Raw genomic sequence first — 19,903 nt, 5'->3', positions numbered from 1 at the left:
TGGCTCTGCCATGAAGTACCTCCCCCTCATCCTCGGTGCCTTGTTGCGCAAGAAGTGGCGCACGCTGCTGGCGTTGTTGTCGCTGATGGCGGCGTTTTTGTTGCTCGGGCTCGGGCAGGCGATCAACTCGCTGGTCGAGGGCGGCGCCGAGTTCCTTGGCGTCGATCGGTTGATCACGCAGGCGCGCACCAGCTTCACCCAGCCGCTGCCGCTGCGCCTGCTGCCGCGCATCGAAGCGGTGCCGGGGGTGAAGCGCGTCGGCTATTCGCAGTTCTTCGGCGGCGTCTACCAGGACCCGCGAAATTTTTTTCCACAGTTCGCCGTCGATCCGCCGCGCCTGTACGAGACCTACCCGGAGTGGAAGCTCGATGCCGAGGCCAAGCGCGCATTTGCGGCTACCCGCAACGGTGCCATCGCCGGGCGCCTGCTCGCCGAAGAGTACGGCTGGAAGGTTGGCGACACGATTCCGCTCAATTCCCTCCTCTGGCAGAAACGCGACGGCAGCAATGCCTGGGAATGGAAGCTGGTCGGCATCTTCGACGGCCGCGACGAGCAGTGGCAGAAGCGCACCAGCATCATGTACCTGAACTTCGCCTACTTCGACGAGTCGCGCGTTGCCGGTGCCGCCGGCCTCGCCGGCGTATTCGTGGTGCGCCTGCGCGATCCGAACGAAGTCGGCAAGGTCGCGGCCATGATCGACGCCCAGTTCGCCAACTCGCCGGACGAAACCAAGACCCAGAGCGAGCAGGAGTTCCAGGTCGGCTTCCTGCGCCAGATCGGCGACATCGCCTTCATCATCAACGCCATTCTCGGCGCCGCGTTCTTCTCGATCCTGATCCTCACCGGCTTCATCATGAACCAGTCGGTGCGCGAGCGCGTGCCCGAGTTCGGCGTGCTCAAGTGCCTCGGTTTCACCGACCGCAGTGTGCTTGGGCTGGTGCTGGCCGAGTCGCTGGCGCTGTGCCTGACCGGGGCCGCGCTCGGCATCGGGCTCGCCTATACGGTGACGGCGCTGCTGCCGCCCAAGTACCCGGCGCGCATCGACGCGCGCGTGCTGGTGATCGCGGCCGTGGCCGCGCTGCTGCTCGCGGCCGTGGTCGGGTTGCCGCCGGCGTGGCGGGCGATGCAGCTCAAGATCGTCGACGCACTGGCCGGGCGCTGACATGGGCATGCTCACGCAAACCCGCGAGATCGTGCTGCTCAATCTGCGCAGCATCCCGTCGCGGCTCGGCGCTTCGCTGGTGATCGTGATCGGCATCGCCGGCGTGGTCGCGGTGCTGGTGGCGATGCTGTCGATGGCGCGCGGGCTGTCGCGCACGCTCGAAGACACCGGCGCGCCGGACCGCGTGGTGGTGCTGCGCGGCGGCTCGACGGTGGAGCTGTCGAGCTTCATGGACCGCGCCTCGAGCACGCTGGTGCGCCAGGACCCGGCGGTGGCGCGGCTGCCCTCGTCGCTGCCCGCAGCCTCGGGCGAGATCGTGGTCGTCACCGAGGTGATGCGCCCGGGCCAGAGCACCGGCGCCAACGTCTCGCTGCGCGGGGTCGAGCCTGCCGGCCTGCTGCTGCGCCCGGAACTGCGCCTGGTCGAGGGCCGCATGTTCCGGCCGGGGCTGCGCGAGATCGTCGTCGGCAGCGGCGCGCGCGGGCAGTTCGCGAACCTGGATCCGGGATCGAGGCTGCGCTTTCGCGGCACCGACTGGCTGGTGGTCGGCGTGTTCGAAAGCGGCGACGCGCACGACTCCGAACTCTGGGCCGATCTGGAAACGGTGCAGGGCGTGTTCCGCCGCAGTGGCGTGTCCAGCGTGCTGCTGCGCCTGGCCAATGCCGACTCCTTCGACGCACTCAAGGAGCGTTTGACCAGCGACCCGCAGCTCAACGTCGATGTGCAGCGCGAGGGTGAGTACTTCCGTTCGCAGTCGTCTGGCCTGACCACGCAGATCGGCATCGTTACCACCCTGGTCGGCATCGTCATGGCGCTCGGCGCGCTGTTCGGCGCGATCAACACCATGTACTCGGCGGTGTCGGCGCGCACCGCCGAGATCGGCACCCTGCGTGCGCTCGGCTTCGGGCGCGTGGCGGTGGTGGCGTCGGTGCTGGCCGAGGCGCTGTTGCTGGCCTTTGCCGGAGGCTTGCTCGGCAGCGGCATCGCCTGGCTGCTGTTCAACGGCTACTCGGTGTCGACGCTGGGCGGCGGTTTCTCGCAGATCGCCTTCGACTTTGCGGTGACTCCGGACCTGCTGCGCCAGGGGCTGTTCTGGGCGCTCGGCATCGGCTTCATCGGCGGCCTGGCGCCGGCCCTGCATGCCGCCCGCATCCCCGTCACCGAGGCCCTGCGCGCACGCTGAAATGCAGGCGGGAAGCGCGTTAGCGCATGTTATGCTCGGGTCGAAACGCTCCGTTCAGGGGCGAACCGTGACCTGACGTCGGCGCCGTGATCGAGATCCCCGGATACCAAATCATCAAGCAGCTCGGCCGCGGCGGCATGGCCACCGTGTATCTGGCGCTCCAGGAATCGGTGGATCGCGAAGTCGCGCTGAAAATCATGTCGCCGGCGCTGATGGTCGACCCGAACTTCGGCGAACGCTTCCTGCGCGAGGCGCGCATCGCCGCCAAGCTGCACCATCGCCACGTCGTCGGCGTGCACGATGTCGGCAAGTACGGCGACATCCACTACATCGCGATGGAGTACGTTTCCGGTGGCTCGGCGCATCGCGACGACGGCAAGCCGGTCGAAGTGACCTTCGTGCTGCGCGTGGTGCGCGAGATCGCGACTGCGCTCGCCTATGCGCACAGCAAGGGCTTCGTGCACCGCGACGTCAAGCCCGACAACATCCTGATGCGCGAGGACGGCTCCTCGGCGCTGACCGACTTCGGCATCGCCCGCGCCAATGACTCGGCGACGCGCATGACGCGCACCGGCGCGGTCATCGGCACGCCGCACTACATGAGCCCGGAACAGGCGCGCGGGCGCCCGCTCGACGGGCGCGCCGATCTTTATTCACTCGGCTGCGTGCTGTTCGAGATGCTGATGGGGCGGGTGCCGTTCGTGGCCGACGATCCGCTCGCGGTCGGCATCATGCACATCACCGAACCGGTGCCGAAGCTGGCGCTCAATCTGCAGCCGATCCAGGCGATCCTGGAACGGATGATGGCGAAGACCCCGGAGGAGCGTTACCAGACCGGTACCGACGTCGCCGATGCCATTCGCGAGATCGAGCTCGATATCGCCGAAGGCCAGTATCCGCACCTGGCCACGCCCGACGAGGCCTATCGTCGGCGCGTGTTCGCCGAAGCCTCGCGCACCCAGCGCCTGCCGACGCCGCCGCCCGACAACGAGCCGGTGCGCGGGCGTTCGGAACCGTCGATGGGTGACCTGCGCGACATGCCCACCGTGGCCCAGGGTGATGCCGGGCGCACGCGCGTCACGCCGTCGGTGCCGGGCGCATCGCAACGCGCCGCGGCGCACGTCGCGGCGGTGCAACGCCGACGCGGACCGTGGTTGCTGGTGGCGGCGGTGGTGCTGGTGGCGCTGGCCGGCGCTGGCTACGTTTTCCGCAAGCAGTTGGCCGCGCTGCTGCCCGAGTCCGATGTCGCCGCGCTGCTGCACCGCGCCGATGCGGCCGTGGTCGAAAACCGCCTCACCGAGGGCGAAGGCAATGCCCGCGATCTGTACCAGGCGGTGCTGCAGATCGACCCCGACAACAGCCAGGCGCGCGACGGCATGAAACGCATCGGCACGGTGCTGATCAACCGCGCCGACGAGGCGCGCGCCGGCGGCAACCTCGAGATCGCCAAGGGCTTCGCCAACGAGGCCGAAGAATTGCTGCAGGGCGGGCCTGCGATCGCCGAGCTGCGCGCTCGCCTGCAGGAGGCCGAAGCGGCGAAGACGCGCCTTGACGAGCTGCTCCCGAAGGCCGACGCCGCGTTTGCAGCCGGCAACTACATCGGCACGCCCGACAGCGCCTACGAGCTGTACCAGCAGGTGTCGGGCGTCGATGCGGCGAATGCGATCGCCACCAATGGCATCGCCAAGATCCTCGATGTGCTCGGCAGCCGCGCCGATGCCGAGATCAAGGCCGGCAACAACGCGGCAGCGGCGCTGACGATCCAGCAGATCACGATGATCAGTCCGAACTTCGCCCAGCTCGCCGACCTCAAGGCGCGGCTGTCGGAAGCGCAGGGCGACGCGCTCGACTCGCTCAGCAACGACCTCGAAGCCGCGGCGCGCCTGTTCGCAAACGGCGCGATTGCACCGCCGACCGAACCGAACGCGCTGAGCCTGTACCAGTCGGTGCTCGCACGCGATCCGGTCAACGTGCCGGCCAAGCAGGGCCTGAGCCGTATCGGCAACCTGCTGCTGTCGCAGGCGACCGAGAAGCTCACCGAAAAGGACCTCGACGCCGCCGACAAGCTGATCCGCCGCGCCGAATCGCTCGGCCCCGACTCCGGCCGCCTGCGTACGGCGAAAGTCGCATTGCGCGAGGCCCGCGAAAAACGCGACATCCAGCTCAACCCGCGCACCGTCGATGCCGCCGGCCAGCAACGCCTCGCCGAGTTGCTGTCGCGTGCCCGCGACTACGCCCGCAACGGTGATCTGTTCGGCGAGCCCGGCGCGAACGCGGTCGACGCGTACAACAACGCACTGCGCATCGACCCCAACAACGCCGAAGCCCGCGCCGGCCTGGCCGCGCTGCCCGCACGCGCCAAGGAACTGTTCGACCAGGCGATGACCGGCGGCCGCCTCAACGCCGCCTACGAAAACTTCGACGTGGTCCACGAACTCACCGGCCGCGACCCCGACATCGAACCCATGCGCACCCGCCTCCTCCGCGCCCTCGTCGACCAGGCCAAACGCCAACACGCCGCCGGCGAAATCGACAAAGCCAAACGCTCCGCCCAAAAAGCCCGCGAACTCGCCCCCAACTCGCCCATCACCGCGGAACTGGCGAATTTATTGTAGGGGGAATCGAGGCTTCTTCACACCTCTGTCACACCATGTAAACTCCGCGGAGTTTTTCATCTCAGGTGACAGAAAGTGAGCGCATCGCAACGTACTTCCGGCTTCAGCCATCTTTCGGCGGCATCCGTTGAGCGGGCGAAGCCCGCAATCGCATCACGATTGGCCGGTGTGTCGAGCGTCGTGCAGCTCGTTTTCCTTCGGGTGAATTGGATCAACGCGGCCTTGATGATCGGGCTGCTCACGGCAGGCCAAGCAACGCAAGCCTGGGTCTGCAGCGCTGGCGCTGAGTGTCGGTCGAAGGACCAGAAGCCATGGTGCTGGTCAAACTCTGCCGGTTGCGCGCCAGTGATCTCGCCTCCCCCGATGTGTGTGGAGTCTACAAACCCGACGGGCTTTCTCGACGCTCAGTCCTACGCGGACTTCAAAGTCTCTGCCACTGAGTCTTGCACCGGTGGAATCGTGCCTGGAAGTGGTGTCGCTTACCCGAATCCTGATGGAACCGAAGTGTTGTCAGGTGGCATTCCAGCATTTCGGACTGGGTCGAGCAGGCCATGGCTGCTCGACTACAGGCTCCTGTCAGACCCGAACATGCACGCTATATTTGGGACAACTTTGACTGCGACGCGCGGTTACTCCTGCCCCGAGGGGTGGTTTGCGCTCTATGACGGCAACGATGTGCACTGCGAGCGCGCCCGAACCTCCTGCCAAAACAGCTGTCCGGCGGGCAATCCGGTAATGCCGATGGAACAAAGCAAGCTCGAAACCGTGGCCGACTTCACCGGCGCCGGCGGGCTTTCGCTGATTCGCCGCTACAACAGCGCCTCGCGCGCAGTTGCTGCCGCAGACGCGCCAGTCGCCTTCGGCCCCAAGTGGTCGAGCAATTGGGAAGGGCATCTCAAGTTCGACGCAGTCGATATGGTCCGGGCGATTCGCCCCGAAGGTGAGCAAATCCAGTTCACTCCGCAGGCCGGGCTGTGGCGCGCATGGTCGGGGGAAGCTTCGACCTTGACCGAGTTCCCCGGTGCGACCGGTGACCAGGTTGCATGGGCGCTGCGCGATGCGCAGGATCGCATCGAGTCTTACCGCGCCGATGGCAAACTCCTGCGCATCGAAACGCGCGATGGCGAGTCCTTCGTGCTGGCGTACGACGCGCAGGGGCGTCTGTCCGAGGTGCAGGCGCGGGATGGCCGTCGACTGGTCTTCCACTGGACGGTCGTGGCCGGTTTCTATCCTCGCGTGGCTTCCGTCGACCTTCCCAACGGCAGTGCCATCACCTACGAATACGACGCTGCCTACGCGCGCCTGACGCACCTTACTTACGCATCGGGTGGGGCGACACCTATCTCTACAACGAAGCCGCGAACAGCGCCTACACGGGATTCGGGCGCGGCTATTTCCTGACCGGCATCGTCGACGCATCGTCCGCGCGTTACTCGACGTTTCGCTACGACAGCCAGGGGCGCGCGATCCGTACCGAGCATGCGGATGGTGTGGACGCTTTCGCTTTCACGGTCAACGGCAACGCCGTCGACATCGTCCGCCCGACCGGACTGCTGGAGCGGCGAGAGTTTTCGCCGGTGGCGGGGGCCCTGCGTCTGACCCTGGTGACCGAACGGGAATGCGCCGGCTGCTCGGTTTTGCGATCGAAATCCCATGGGTATGACAGCCTCGGTTTCAACGACATCGACACCAACTTCCTCGGCATCCTCACCGACCACGACTTCAACACCCGTGGTCTGGAGACGCAGCGCATCGAGGTGGCGAATGCGACTTGTCCGCCGGCCCTGCCCAACTGCCTGCAGTCGCGGCGCAAGGTGCAGACGGATTGGCATGCGGACTTCCGCGTGCCGGTGGAGCGGCGCACCTACAACGCCGCGAATGTGCTGGAGCAAGTGGTGCGCTTTGCGTACAACGCGCGTGGCCAGCAGACGGCGCGTTGTCAGGTCGAGCCGGGTAATGCCGGGGCGATGGCGTATGCCTGCGGTTCGGCGAATCCGGCGCCGGTTGGGGTGCGGCAGTCGCTGAGCGATTACTGCGATGCCGGCGATGCCGACTTCGGCACCAGCGCTTGTGCGCGCGAAGGGCTGGTGCGCTGGGCCGACGGCCCCCGCACCGACGTCTCCGACCTGACCAGCTACGCCTACCGTGCCGCCGATGACGCGGCCTGTGTCAGCGCGCCGACCACCTGCGCGTATCGCCGTGGGGATTTGTGGAAGACGACCAATGCGCTCGGCCACGTCAGCGAAGTGCTGCGTTACGACGGCGCCGGGCGCGTGTTGTCGCTGCGCGATGGCAATGGCCTGGTGACCGACCTCGAATACACGCCGCGCGGCTGGTTGCAGCGGCGCATCGTGCGCGGGCCCGACGCCGGCGGCGAAGGCGACGATGCCATCACCGTGTTCGAGTACGAGCCCTACGGTTCGATCAAGAAAGTGACGCAGCCCGATGGCAGCTTCCTGCGCTACCACTACGACGCCGCGCATCGCCTGGAGGCGGTCAGCGATGTCGCCGGCGACCGCATCGACTACACCCTCGATGCCGCCGGCAACCGCCTCAAGGAAGAGACCAAGGACCCCTCGGGCAACGTCAAGCGCCTGCTCGCGCGTCAGTACGATGCGCTGAGCCGCATGCGTGCGCAGGTCAACGCGCCGTTCGCGGCGATGCCGAACCTGGACGATCCCGCGGTCAAGAAGACGCGCTTCGAGTACGACGCCAATGGCAACAGCCAGCTCGTCACCGACGCGCTCGATGTCGCCACCGACAACGACTACGACGCGCTCAACCGCCTGATCCGCAGCATCGGCGATGTTGGCGGCATCGGCGCCGACAGCCAGTTCGCGTACGACGCGCGCGACAACCTGCGCAGCGTCACCGACCCCAAGGGGCTGGTCACTCAGTACACCTATGACGGCCTCGATAACCTGACGCAGCTGCAGAGCCCCGACACCGGCACCACCACCTACGCCCACGATGCCGCCGGCAATCGCATCAGCCAGACCGACGCGCGCGGCGTGAGCTCGCTCTACGGCTACGACGCGCTCAATCGCCTGCGCACGGTCAGCTTCCCGGACAGCGCGCTCAACCTCGGCTTCGACTACGACCTGGCGCCGGCTTCCTGCGACGCGAGCGAGCAGGCGGCGGTCGGGCGCTTGTCGCGCTTCACCGACGCCACCGGCAGCACCGAGTTCTGCTACGAGCCGCGCGGCAACCTCACCCGCAAGACCCAGGAAACGGCAGGCGTGACGCTCACCGTGCGCTATGCCTGGAACGCGGCCGGGCGGCTGCAGTCGATCATCTACCCGAGCGGCACCACGCTGCGCTTCGAACGCGACGCCGAAGGTCGCGTGCAGCGCATGTTCGTGTCGCTGCTCGGGAACGACGAGAAGGAGCTGGTGTCGGCGGTGAACTACCTGCCGTTCGGGCCGGTCGCCGGCATCACCTGGAACAACCCGGACGCGGTGCATGCGCGCGGCGTCCCCGGCGGTATCACCTCCCTGCAGCAAACCCGCAGCTACGACCAGAACTACTGGATCGACCGCATCGAATCCTCCCTCGCCGAAGGTTTGCAGGCGGACTTCACGACGGACGTGGTCGGCAACATCAGCGCGATCGCGGGGGCGGGCGGGGCGTCGGTGAGTGGTTATGGCTATGACGATCTGTACCGCCTGACCAGCGAAACCGCGCCGGGCTTGTCGCTGGCGCACGCCTACGACGCCACCGGCAACCGCACCGCCGAGACCGTCGCCGGCGCCACCACGGTGTATGCCTATCCGCCGGACTCGCATCGACTGACGAACATCGGCCGCACCGCGCGCACCTTCGACGAGGCCGGCAATCTGCGCGTGCTGAACAGCTTCAATCGCTCCAGCCCCGAATACACCTACGACGACCGCAACCGCATGGCTGCCTATCGCGTCGGCGGCCGCGACGTCGCCACCTACGCGCACAACGCGCGCGGTGAGCGCGTGCACAAGTCGGCGCCGAAGGCAGGCAGCGCGACGCTGTTCGTGTACGCCGAAGGCGGCCAACTGCTCGGCGAGTACGACGCCGACGGCAATCTGCTGCAGGAATACGCCTGGCTCGACGCGCTGCCGGTGGCGGTGCTGAAGAAGGCCGGACTGCACCCGATCGAACCCGATCACCTCGGCACCCCACGCCGCGCCATCGCCCCAGAACTCGACCGCGCCGTCTGGGCCTGGGACCTGCAAGGCCCCGCCTTCGGCACCCACCCCGCCAACGACGACCCCGACGCCGACGGCGAATCCTTCCCCCTGAACCTCCGCTTCCCCGGCCAATACCTAGACGCCGAGTCCGGCCTCCACTACAACTACTTCCGCGACTACGACCCGGTGACGGGGCGGTATGTGGAGAGTGATCCGGTGGGGTTGCTGGCGAGCCTATCTACGTTCGGATACGTCGACGGGACGCCGATTCGCAAATTTGACTCCAGTGGGTTGAGCCCCTGTGGCGCCGACCCAGCTAAGTGCCCCTATGAAGGCCGGCTCAAGCCTTGCTGCAACACGTGGGAGCAAGATGACTGGGATGTCACGGTTTGGTTTAAGCGGAAAATCTGCGAGAGTTTTGTGATCGGCCCTGCTTGCGACAAGGCCGCGATGGTCTGCTGCGAGAGCGATTTCCTAAGTTGCACTGATGGGCTATCACCATCCGAAGTTGCCGCTGACGCAGGCTTGGCTGAGAAGTACATGCACTGCACCTTGGAACACCAAAGTTGTCTGCTAGGAAAATAGGCGTTCGCTCATGACAAGTATTCGCGCCAGACGGTCCCTGATCGCGTTGTATTCCTTGCTTTTCCTTGTTGTTCCGATGGGCAGCATGCTTGTCTTTCGAACCGCGTTTTCGGAGGCCGGGTGCGCAATCGACTCGGAGTGCACGCGGTTCGCCGCCGTTATTTCGTGGCGGCTTTTCTTGTTTGGTGTATTCGGCGCCGGATTCGCGATCCCCGCAGTTGTCTTACTTAACCGTGCTGCATTCTCGATGGATGCGGGGGCCAGCAACGGGGCGTGCGGAAAAGAGGTCAGAGACCATTTCCAATCTCGCCAACGATGATGGACGCACTGGCACAAGCAAGCCAAGGAAGCGACGCCTAAACCATGACCTTTCACGCCCGCCACCGCATCGAGTCCTCGCTCGCCGAAGGTTTGCAGGCCGACTTCACGACGGACGTGGTCGGCAACATCAGCGCGATCGCTGGGGCGGGCGGGGTGCCGGTGAGTGGTTATGGCTATGACGATCTGTACCGCCTGACCAGCGAATCCGCGCCGGGCTTGTCGCTGGCGCATGCCTACGACGCCACCGGCAACCGCACCGCAGAAACCGTCGCCGGCGCCACCACGGTGTATGCCTATCCGCCGGACTCGCATCGACTCACGAGCATCGGTCGCACCGCGCGCACCTTCGACGAAGCCGGCAATCTGCGCGTGCTGAACAGCTTCAATCGCTCCAGCCCCGAATACGCCTACGACGACCGCAACCGCATGGCCGCCTATCGCGTCGGCGGCCGCGACGTCGCCACCTACGCACACAACGCGCGCGGTGAGCGCGTGCGCAAGCAGTTGCCGAAGGCGGGCACGGAGACGCTGTTCGTGTACGCCGAAGGCGGCCAACTGCTCGGCGAATACGACGCCGACGGCAACCTGCTGCAGGAATACGCCTGGCTCGACGCGCTGCCGGTGGCGGTGCTGAAGAAGGCCGGACTGCACCCGATCGAACCCGATCACCTCGGCACCCCGCGCCGCGCCATCGCCGCGGAACTGGATCGCGCCGTCTGGGCCTGGGACCTGCAAGGCCCCGCCTTCGGCACCCACGCCGCCAACGACGACCCCGACGCCGACGGCCAACCCTTCCCCCTCAACCTCCGCTTCCCCGGCCAATACCTCGACACCGAGTCCGGCCTCCACTACAACTACTTCCGCGACTACGACCCGGCAACGGGGCGGTATGTGGAGAGTGATCCGGTGGGGTTGGAGGGTGGCGTGAGTACGTTTGGGTATGTTGAAGGTGATCCGTTTCTCCATTTCGATCGGAACGGTCTCAAGGTCGAGTGCAAGACGCGTTTGGAGCGCGACTCTTTTGGCAAGGCCTATCGAGTGCGTTATGACTGCAAGTCCACGCCAGAGCCATCACCCGATCCACCTATGCCGCCGCCGGGGCCAGTTTGTAGCAGCACCGGCGCTTGCCTAAACTGCCAGAAGATTCTGGATGATTGCCTCAAGACTAGTGGTTTGGGAGGGAGGTTGATTGAAATTAGCGTTGGCTGTTTCGCAGGCGCGCCGCTCGCCCTAGCCGGTGGGCCCGTCAAGGGAGCAGCCTCTGCTACAGGTCAGCTACTCGGTGCTGCAACGGGCGGTCAGGCCGTTGTGCAGGAGTGGTGCAGAGATGCGTATGAGGGCTGCGAGAGGCAGAATCGCAATAGGTGTTGCCAATGAACGAGCCAAGGGGCCGCATGTCGACGCACGAGTGGACCGAGAGGTTGGAGGCGATCCGGTTGCAGGATGGCGCAAGGCGTACACTGCGCGAGACAAGTTGGCCGATCGTGGCGGTGGTGATCGCCTGTCTCGTGCTGGCGGGAGGCGCCCTTTGGTTGCATTGGAGTACCGCACCCTTCGCGCTGAGGGCTGTGATCTTCTTGACTACCTACTTGGCGGTCTACTTCGGGATCAGCACGATCCAGCTCCGCAGGAGGCTTCGTGCTGCTCAGTTCCTCCTCGGAGAAGAGAGATGTCGCCATGAGTGATTCCGAAATTTCTGCGGTGATCGTGATTCTCACATTCGCCTGCGCGGTCTTGGCGCTCGTGTTCCGGAAGAGAACCCTCGCGGCGGTTTCTGCGCAAACTGTCGGAACAGAGAACATTGCGGTGAAGTACACGTTCAACCAAGGATGCGAGGACTCGAACTTAGAAGTTGGCGAAAGCCATGCTGTGGACCACTGTGACGGAGGGGACGACTGATGAAGCCAGATGGACCGCGTCGGCGGCCGCGACGTCGCCACCTACGCGCACAACGCGCGCGGTGAGCGCGTGCACAAGTCGGCGCCGAAGGCAGGCAGCGCGACGCTGTTCGTGTACGCCGAAGGCGGCCAACTGCTCGGTGAGTACGACGGCGACGGCAACGTGCTGCAGGAATACGCCTGGCTCGACGCGCTGCCGGTGGCGGTGCTGAAGAAGGGCGGCCCGTACCCGATCGAACCCGATCACCTCGGCACCCCGCGCCGCGCCATCGCCGCAGAACTGGATCGCGCCGTCTGGGCCTGGGACCTGCAAGGCCCCGCCTTCGGCACCCACCCCGCCAACGACGACCCCGACGCCGACGGCCAACCCTTCCCCCTGAACCTGCGCTTCCCCGGCCAATACCTGGACGCCGAGTCCGGCCTCCACTACAACTACTTCCGCGACTACGACCCGGCGACGGGGCGGTATGTGGAGAGTGATCCGGTGGGGTTGAGGGGTGGGGTGAGTATGTTTGGCTATGTGGGTAATGCGCCGATTAGGTATTCGGACCCGCTGGGGCTGTGCGCTTGCAAGGCAAGAACACAGACCAAGAGATATGCGGAGGATCCTCTTGAAGTGCCGAGGCAATGGTGGCCACCGGGCGCGAAGCAAGTGACGATCACATGCCAATACGACTGCGTTGATCGGGCGGGCAATCGCTCTGTTGTGACTGCGAGTCACGTGGCGACTTGGTGGACGAAGCAAGGCGAGGGGCAGGTGTTTTTGTGCATTGGAGTGCCGGTCCAAGAGCATTTCAGTACCTTCAACAACTGGTATGTCTATTCGCCAATGGACCCCGAGTCATTCGATCCGCGCGGTTCAAGTTCATCAGAGCTTCGGGATTGGGGACGGAGGCACTGCAAATGCAGCAGCGACTGAAGAGGCTACTACTGTCCTGTGGGTTGGCTGGGGGCTCGTCATGTAGCGCTGAAGTCGAGCCCTTGCCGCGCGCGCTGGACGAGATTGTCGCGGTCGGGGTTGGGCGGCTGGATGCGTTTCCGCCCGAGCGTGCCGGCGCGGTGGTCAACGGAAAGCACATCGTGACGTGGGCGTCTGGCGAGTGGCTGGTGCTGGCGCTGCGGGCCGGCGACGTGCCGCACGCCGAGCAGCGCGCGGACGCGGCGCTTGCGAGCCTGCTGGCGTCGGGAGTGCAGTTCTCGGCGCAGGTCTGTCGGGAAGCGCTTCATCATGCCGTCGCGTCGGACCGGCTCGGAGCCGCCGTGCTCCTGCTCGGGGAAACGCGGGATTGTCTGGGAAGGGATGCGCTTGAAAGCGCGCGCGCGCTTTCCGTTGAGCGCGGAGATGCGTCGATGCAGAGCCTGCTGAGCGCAGCTCTTCGCAGCGAAGGTGCACTAGCCGCACCGCAAACCACCCCATGACCCACCCCGCCCGCCATCGCCACAATGAGCAATCGCGCCGCGCCGCCCATGCGTGCGGCAGCCGCGACGTCGCCACCTACGCGCACAACGCGCGCGGTGAGCGCGTGCACAAGTTGGCGCCGAAGGCAGGCAGCGCGACGCTGTTCGTGTACGCCGAAGGCGGCCAACTGCTCGGTGAATACGACGCCGACGGCGGCGTGCTGCAGGAATACGCCTGGCTCGACGCGCTGCCGGTGGCGGTGCTGAAGAAGGGCGGCCCGTACCCGATCGAACCCGATCACCTCGGCACGCCGCGCCGCGCCATCGCCGCAGAACTGGATCGCGCCGTCTGGGCCTGGGACCTGCAAGGCCCCGCCTTCGGCACCCACCCCGCCAACGACGACCCCGACGCCGACGGCCAACCCTTCCCCCTGAACCTGCGCTTCCCCGGCCAATACCTCGACACCGAGTCCGGCCTCCACTACAACTACTTCCGCGACTACGACCCGGCAACGGGGCGGTATGTGGAGAGTGATCCGATTGGACTCCGGGCAGGGATGAGTACGTTTGGTTACGCGCTCCAGAATCCAGTCGTGTTGCTTGATTTCTACGGACTGGATGCTTGGCGTTGCGGTCGGCCACTCAAGGGACTTCCCGGATTGGCCTCAATCACCATTCCATGTGCGCAACGAAAATTGATGGTTCAATAGGGTGCGGAGGACAGACATCTGACTCTACGGTCAACGATGGAAATATGTTTGGTAATCCGGGCGCGGATAGCGAAGACAAATTTTCGCCACGCGATTGCACTCTTTTCAAGAAGGGAGATGGTGATCGCTGTTTTGAGGAGTGCATCTTGAGAAAAATTAAGGGTCCACGTCCACGCTACGCAATTGGTCCGCAAGGCACTGATTGCCAAGAGTGGGTGGAAGACGAATGGGTAGACTGCGGATTGCAGTGCGCAAGCAGAAAGAGAAAAAAATGAACGCTGGACGATGGTTGCGCGTTTCGGTACCGGCTTCCATCTGCCTCGCTTTAGCATTCGCGCTGCTCTTTAGATCAGAGGAGGCAAGCGTGGTGATCCAGCACGTGCTGTTGTGGTTGGCCGCACCGACTTCGTTTGTTTTGGGCGGGATCATCTACGCGATCAGCGCATCTACTGATGTAAATCTATATACGTTGCCACTCCGGGTGTCGCTGGAATTGTGGACATTCGTATGGTGCTTGTGTTACCTGCTGTGTTGCTCGTTGCAGTGGTATTTCATTGTCTGGTTTTGGAGGAAAAAGGTCGTAGGGATCTAGTAAGCTAAAAAACGGCTCGGAAATTGGCTCAGAAGCCACTCCAAAGCTCGTCAATGCCGACCATCGCGGTACTCGCACAAGCAAGCCAAGGCAGCGACACGAAACCCCATGACCCTCCACGCCCGCCACCGCATCGAGTCCTCCCTCGCCGAAGGTCTGCAGGCGGACTTCACGACGGACGTGGTCGGCAACATCAGCGCGATCGCGGGGCGGGTGGGGTGCCGGTGAATGGTTATGGCTATGACGATCTGTACCGCCTGACCAGCGAAACCGCACCGGGCTTGTCGCTGGCGCACGCCTACGACGCCACCGGCAACCGCACCGCCGAGACCGTCGCCGGCGCCACCACGGTGTATGCCTATCCGCCGGACTCGCATCGACTCACGAACATCGGCCGCACCGCGCGCACCTTCGACGAAGCCGGCAATCTGCGCGTGCTGAACAGCTTCAATCGCTCCAGCCCCGAATACGCCTACGACGACCGCAACCGCATGGCCGCCTATCGCGTCGGCGGCCGCGACGTCGCCACCTACGCACACAACGCGCGCGGTGAGCGCGTGCGCAAGCAGTTGCCGAAGGCGGGCACGGAGACGCTGTTCGTGTACGCCGAAGGCGGCCAACTGCTCGGCGAATACGACGCCGACGGCAACCTGCTGCAGGAATACGCCTGGCTCGACGCGCTGCCGGTGGCGGTGCTGAAGAAGGCCGGACTGCACCCGATCGAACCCGATCACCTCGGCACCCCGCGCCGCGCCATCGCCCCCGAACTGGATCGCGCCGTCTGGGCCTGGGACCTGCAAGGCCCCGCCTTCGGCACCCACGCCGCCAACGACGACCCCGACGCCGACGGCCAAGCCTTCGCCCTGAACCTGCGCTTCCCCGGCCAATACCTCGACACCGAGTCCGGCCTCCACTACAACTACTTCCGCGACTACGACCCGGCGACGGGGCGGTATGTGGAGAGTGATCCGGTGGGGTTGAGGGGGGACATCACAACATATGCTTATGTGAGTTCACGCCCCATCTCCTTTACTGATGCCTTTGGTTTGCTCAAGGTAGAACCGTGTGACGGATGTGCGCCAACGAGGTATTCAAGCGATGACGTGGCTGCCGCTGCACAAAACGCCTGCAATACATTAATTAATGGCATCACTGACGCGGCGCTACGCTATTGCATCAAGTATCGGTGCAGAAGTCCAAAAACTAAGCTTGTCTGCGATCCTGGCTGCAGTGAATACGGCGAATTCAAATGCAGCAAGACTCGGAATCCGTGCGGAAATTCTATTAGCGTTTGCACGAGCGTCGAAACCGATCACATGGCTGAGACAATCATTCATGAGCTTGCTCATTCGTGTGGCTGGGTTCACGAGGGTGGGATGGGGGTTCCTCGTCAGGGGAAACGAAAGCCAAACGATGGCCCGTGTCCAGTCGCTGTAATAGGCCCATACAGCTGCGTGGCGGGGCAATGAAGCTCAAGAGTAGGGCAGTCGCATTACTTGTGGTGCCAGTTACCTGCATGCTGCAGGCGGGTGGATTGGCGTCACAGCGTAGCCCCTACACGTTTGACAAGATGACTTGTCACGATAACTCCTCACTGCAGCAGATTGAGAACTACATCGTGCGTTTTTGCGCGACTCCGGAAATGGTTCGTGTGTTTCACAAGAGCGACGATGGCGAGAGTTTTGTACTTGGAGAATCTGCGCGCGTGTGGATGTCCGTTATCAGGAGACCTATTGGCTCTTCTCAATTCGCCGTTGACATAGGCGAACATTGTGTGGTCGGCGACTATTGCCTCTTCATATCGGATCCCGATCAAAGTGTTGGGCTCATTGTGGCCGCGCCCCTGGAATTCCAAAAGAAAATCGTCGATCTTGCAGCGAGTATTGAATTTAACTCTGATGCATTGCATTCGATATTTCGCGTAGAGTGCGGAGGAGATCACAAGGCTGGACGGCTTTTCTACAAGCGATTCGGTCGAGAAATCGAAGTTCGCGAGGGTGATTTCGTGACAAAGCACGGCGGCCGGATCATCGGATTCGACTCGACCACCGTTGTAATCAGCGAGAGATTTCCTGACGAAGCAGGCAACGAGGTTGATGTATCAACGCATCAACCCGTGGAGCGCAAGGGTGCCGATTGCGAGTAGATGTTCCGGAACTGGATTCGGGAAATGGGGTTGGAAACCATTCCCTCGCTCGCCAATGCGGACAACATCGCGGTACTCGCACAACCAAGCCAAGGAAGCGACACTCAGCCCATGACCCTCCACGCCCGCCACCGCATCGAGTCCTCGCTTGCCGAAGGTTTGCAGGCCGACTTCACGACGGACGTGGTCGGCAACATCAGTGCGATCGCGGGGGCGGGTGGGGCGCCGGTGAGTGGTTATGGCTATGACGATCTGTACCGGCTGACCAGCGAATCCGCGCCAGCCTTGTCGCTGGCACACGCCTATGACGCCACCGGCAACCGCACCGCCGAGACCGTCGCCGGCGCCACCACGGTCTATGCCTATCCGCCGGACTCGCATCGACTCACGAACATCGGCCGCACCGCGCGCACCTTCGACGAAGCCGGCAATCTGCGCGTGCTGAACAGCTTCAATCGCTCCAGCCCCGAATACGCCTACGACGACCGCAACCGCATGGCCGCCTATCGCGTCGGCGGCCGCGACGTCGCCACCTACGCACACAACGCGCGCGGTGAGCGCGTGCGCAAGCAGTTGCCGAAGGCGGGCACGGAGACGCTGTTCGTGTACGGCGAAGGCGGCCAATTGCTCGGTGAGTACGACGCCGACGGCAACGTGCTGCAGGAATACGCCTGGCTCGACGCGCTGCCGGTGGCGGTGCTGAAGAAGGGCGGCCCGTACCCGCTCGAACCCGATCACCTCGGCACGCCGCGCCGCGCCATCGCCGCAGAACTGGATCGCGCCGTCTGGGCCTGGGACCTGCAAGGCCCCGCCTTCGGCACCCACGCCGCCAACGACGACCCCGACGCCGACGGCCAACCCTTCCCCCTCAACCTCCGCTTCCCCGGCCAATACCTCGACGCCGAGTCCAACCTCCACTACAACTACTTCCGCGACTACGACCCGGCAACGGGGCGGTATGTGGAGAGTGATCCGGTGGGGTTGGAGGGCGGGATTGCGACGTACTCGTATGTCACGTCCCAGCCGCTCGATTTCGCTGATGCTGACGGACTGCGGCCATGTCGCCGAGGGACGTACAGTCACGATGTGTGGGGTTGTTTGCCGAACCCGTGGAAGCCAGATCCGACGCCTCGGAAACCATCGCGCTGGTCGATTACACCGTGCTTTGGCACCGTCGCTCCTTTTGGAAACTGTCACCCTCTGCCATTTCCGGAATTTACCTGCGAGAGAAAATGCAACTTCTGGGTTGGGCTGGCCTGCGGACCCGTTGCGTCAGTTGCTGGTGACACATCTGAGGCGATAGAGGCTTGGTTGATCTGCAGAGCGCTTGTGTACGAGGGTTGCAAGAAGAAGTGTGCGAATTCCTGTGATTGAGAGAACACAGATGCCGAACTTGGACGAACGCCAAAAAAAGAACCTGATGCTCGTAATTCTTGAGCTTGTTGCGGTAGTTCTGATTTTCCTGTTCATTCGTTGAGGGCGCTCCTGGCCGCAGTGCTTGCCGATGGGTGGCGCCAGTAGCAAGATGCGGCACGTATCGAACGCCTCCGGAGCATTCATTCATGGCCAGCGCAGCGATCACCCTATCCGGCGACGGACAGATCGAAATACCCAAGGAAATTCTTCAGGCCTTGCATTGGCACGCAGGGACGGAGCTTGTGCTCGTTTCGAAGCCGGACGGCGTGACGATCTCGACGGTCGAGAAGCCGACCCGGCGACGCTTTGCCGATTTGATCGGCCTGCTCAAGCATGAGGGGCCGGCGTTGTCCGACGAAGCACTTTGCGCCGCAGTCGACCTCAACGAGGAACCGGCCAGGCGGCCGGGTAAACCGGGGTGATCGCGTTTGATACCAACATGCTCGTGCGCGCCCTGGTCGCGGATCACCCCGAACAAGTCGCCGTGGTCCGGCAACTGATCGCTCAGGACGCGGTATTCCTGTCGCGTACGGTGTTGCTGGAAACGGAATGGGTGTTGCGCTCCCGATACCGGAAATCGCGGGGTGAGCTCGCCAACTTCTTCGGCGCGCTCATGGAAACAAGCGACGCGGTGATCGAGGACAAGATGGCGGTGACGCAAGCGCTGAAGTGGTATTCACAGGGCGCTGATTTTGCGGACGCGCTTCATCTCGCCGTCTGCGGTGCCACGGTGCTGCATACATTTGATCGGGACTTTTGCAAGGAAGCGCGCGCAGCGGGTTTGGCCCCCGAAGTCAGGGTGTGGAACGTTTGATGAACTGACCGCAGGCCGTCAAACCCGCGGCGAACGCGTGCGCAAGTTCTGGGGCAGCACCAAGCAACGGGCGTCAGAACACATCTCGAACGGGGCGCGCTCGCAGGAATCCGATCACAGCCACGCCCCATGACCCACCCCGGACGCCATCGCGGCGCTGACCAGTCGCGCCGCGAAGCCGCTCTCGCGGCAGCCGCGATTTCGCTTCAGCCGGCAGCGAGCTTGGCGCTGGCGAGGCGGTTGAGGCTGACGCCTTGTTCGGCGGCTTCGAGGGCGAGGGCGCGGTGCAGGTGGGGAGGGATGCGCACGCGGAACTCGCCGCTGTAGGACTTGTCGGCGAGTGGCGCCGGTACCGGCTCGCCGGCCTGTTCCAGATCCGCCACGATGGCGCGCACCTGCGCGCGAATGCCCCTCAGGGCCACTTCCGGCTTGTGCGCCAGCCACGACAGGGATGGGAATTCGGTGCACAGCCCCACGTATTCGTCGTCTTCGGCCGACCAGGTGACGCGATAGCTGTAGTGGTCATTGCGCATGATTCGTTTCCTCGAGCTTTGCGATGGCCGTCAGTACCTGGCGAACCTGATACGCCTTGGCTCGGCCATGGTCGTTCTGGATGTTGATGCGCGGGTCGCCAATCCAGGGCGTCTTGAACACCATGTGGCTGGAAGCACTTTGCCTCGGCTTGCCGGAAACAGATTTCACAGACACGCTTCAGGTCTGCGAAGCGAACATCGGCAGGATTGCGCCGCATCGACTCGATCAGCTGGGCTAGCGTCGTCATGAACGAATGGTTCCACTATTGGCCCCATTCAGCAAGCGGGGTGCTCCGGTGTGTGGCGATACGCGGCTTTTGCGGCTCGGTGGGCGTCCGGGTTCTGTTGCGTGGCGCTGCGCATTCGG

At 64.2% G+C, this 19,903-nt stretch carries 16 protein-coding genes and 1 pseudogene; 15 read left to right on the top strand and 2 right to left on the bottom strand.

Annotation, left to right across the window (positions count from 1 at the left end; all coding sequences use genetic code 11):
- Window positions 1-10 precede the first annotated feature (10 nt).
- The 15 genes from IPG63_01715 to IPG63_01645 all read left to right on the top strand — a co-directional run bounded on the left by IPG63_01715 (window position 11) and on the right by IPG63_01645 (window position 19,003).
- The gene (locus IPG63_01715; protein MBK6725969.1) at window positions 11-1,162 is read left to right on the top strand and encodes an ABC transporter permease; all 1,152 of its coding nucleotides are present in this window, start codon (window positions 11-13) and stop codon (window positions 1,160-1,162) included.
- A gap of 7 nt (window positions 1,163-1,169) precedes the next feature.
- Window positions 1,170-2,345, top strand: coding sequence for an ABC transporter permease (locus IPG63_01710; protein ID MBK6725968.1), 1,176 nt, complete (start codon window positions 1,170-1,172; stop codon window positions 2,343-2,345).
- An 86-nt stretch (window positions 2,346-2,431) separates the two neighbouring features.
- Window positions 2,432-4,960 carry a protein kinase gene (locus IPG63_01705; GenBank protein ID MBK6725967.1) on the top strand — a complete coding sequence of 843 codons (2,529 nt, stop codon included), beginning with the start codon at window positions 2,432-2,434 and terminating at the stop codon, window positions 4,958-4,960.
- Between the two features lie 75 nt (window positions 4,961-5,035).
- Entirely contained in the window at window positions 5,036-6,361 is a 1,326-nt protein-coding gene (locus IPG63_01700; protein ID MBK6725966.1) for an RHS repeat protein, read from the top strand.
- An 89-nt stretch (window positions 6,362-6,450) separates the two neighbouring features.
- Window positions 6,451-9,708 carry an RHS repeat protein gene (locus IPG63_01695; protein MBK6725965.1) on the top strand — a complete coding sequence of 1,086 codons (3,258 nt, stop codon included), beginning with the start codon at window positions 6,451-6,453 and terminating at the stop codon, window positions 9,706-9,708.
- A gap of 363 nt (window positions 9,709-10,071) precedes the next feature.
- Window positions 10,072-11,406, top strand: a complete 1,335-nt coding sequence (locus tag IPG63_01690; GenBank protein ID MBK6725964.1) for an RHS repeat-associated core domain-containing protein — start codon at window positions 10,072-10,074, stop codon at window positions 11,404-11,406.
- Between the two features lie 261 nt (window positions 11,407-11,667).
- Complete coding sequence (locus IPG63_01685; GenBank protein MBK6725963.1) at window positions 11,668-11,928, top strand: hypothetical protein; 261 nt, start codon at window positions 11,668-11,670, stop codon at window positions 11,926-11,928.
- 9 nt (window positions 11,929-11,937) lie between these two features.
- Window positions 11,938-12,846, top strand: coding sequence for an RHS repeat-associated core domain-containing protein (locus tag IPG63_01680; protein MBK6725962.1), 909 nt, complete (start codon window positions 11,938-11,940; stop codon window positions 12,844-12,846).
- Between the two features lie 62 nt (window positions 12,847-12,908).
- The gene (locus IPG63_01675; GenBank protein MBK6725961.1) at window positions 12,909-13,346 is read left to right on the top strand and encodes a hypothetical protein; all 438 of its coding nucleotides are present in this window, start codon (window positions 12,909-12,911) and stop codon (window positions 13,344-13,346) included.
- Window positions 13,343-14,035, top strand: a complete 693-nt coding sequence (locus tag IPG63_01670) for an RHS repeat-associated core domain-containing protein (protein ID MBK6725960.1) — start codon at window positions 13,343-13,345, stop codon at window positions 14,033-14,035. The genes IPG63_01675 and IPG63_01670 overlap by 4 nt, the downstream gene beginning before the upstream one ends.
- Before the next feature lie 816 nt (window positions 14,036-14,851).
- Window positions 14,852-16,096, top strand: coding sequence for an RHS repeat-associated core domain-containing protein (locus IPG63_01665; GenBank protein MBK6725959.1), 1,245 nt, complete (start codon window positions 14,852-14,854; stop codon window positions 16,094-16,096).
- Window positions 16,093-16,773, top strand: a complete 681-nt coding sequence (locus IPG63_01660; protein MBK6725958.1) for a hypothetical protein — start codon at window positions 16,093-16,095, stop codon at window positions 16,771-16,773. The genes IPG63_01665 and IPG63_01660 overlap by 4 nt, the downstream gene beginning before the upstream one ends.
- Window positions 16,774-18,147, top strand: a complete 1,374-nt coding sequence (locus tag IPG63_01655; protein ID MBK6725957.1) for an RHS repeat-associated core domain-containing protein — start codon at window positions 16,774-16,776, stop codon at window positions 18,145-18,147.
- A gap of 188 nt (window positions 18,148-18,335) precedes the next feature.
- Window positions 18,336-18,611 carry an AbrB/MazE/SpoVT family DNA-binding domain-containing protein gene (locus tag IPG63_01650; GenBank protein MBK6725956.1) on the top strand — a complete coding sequence of 92 codons (276 nt, stop codon included), beginning with the start codon at window positions 18,336-18,338 and terminating at the stop codon, window positions 18,609-18,611.
- Window positions 18,608-19,003, top strand: coding sequence for a type II toxin-antitoxin system VapC family toxin (locus IPG63_01645; GenBank protein ID MBK6725955.1), 396 nt, complete (start codon window positions 18,608-18,610; stop codon window positions 19,001-19,003). Before IPG63_01650 ends, IPG63_01645 begins: the two co-directional genes overlap by 4 nt.
- Before the next feature lie 206 nt (window positions 19,004-19,209).
- Here the strand turns inward: IPG63_01645 and IPG63_01640 are convergent, their stop codons facing one another.
- Window positions 19,210-19,536, bottom strand: coding sequence for a type II toxin-antitoxin system HicB family antitoxin (locus IPG63_01640; protein ID MBK6725954.1), 327 nt, complete (start codon window positions 19,534-19,536; stop codon window positions 19,210-19,212).
- A pseudogene (locus tag IPG63_01635) lies at window positions 19,526-19,784 on the bottom strand (toxin HicA). Before IPG63_01635 ends, IPG63_01640 begins: the two are co-directional and overlap by 11 nt.
- Between the last annotated feature and the right edge of the window lie 119 nt (window positions 19,785-19,903).

The sequence above is a fragment of the Lysobacterales bacterium genome (genome assembly GCA_016703225.1).
In the GTDB taxonomy this organism is placed as follows: Bacteria; Pseudomonadota; Gammaproteobacteria; order Xanthomonadales; family Ahniellaceae; genus JADKHK01.
The sequence above is the reverse complement of the archived record's forward strand: the minus strand, read 5'-3'. Positions and strand labels throughout refer to the sequence as shown.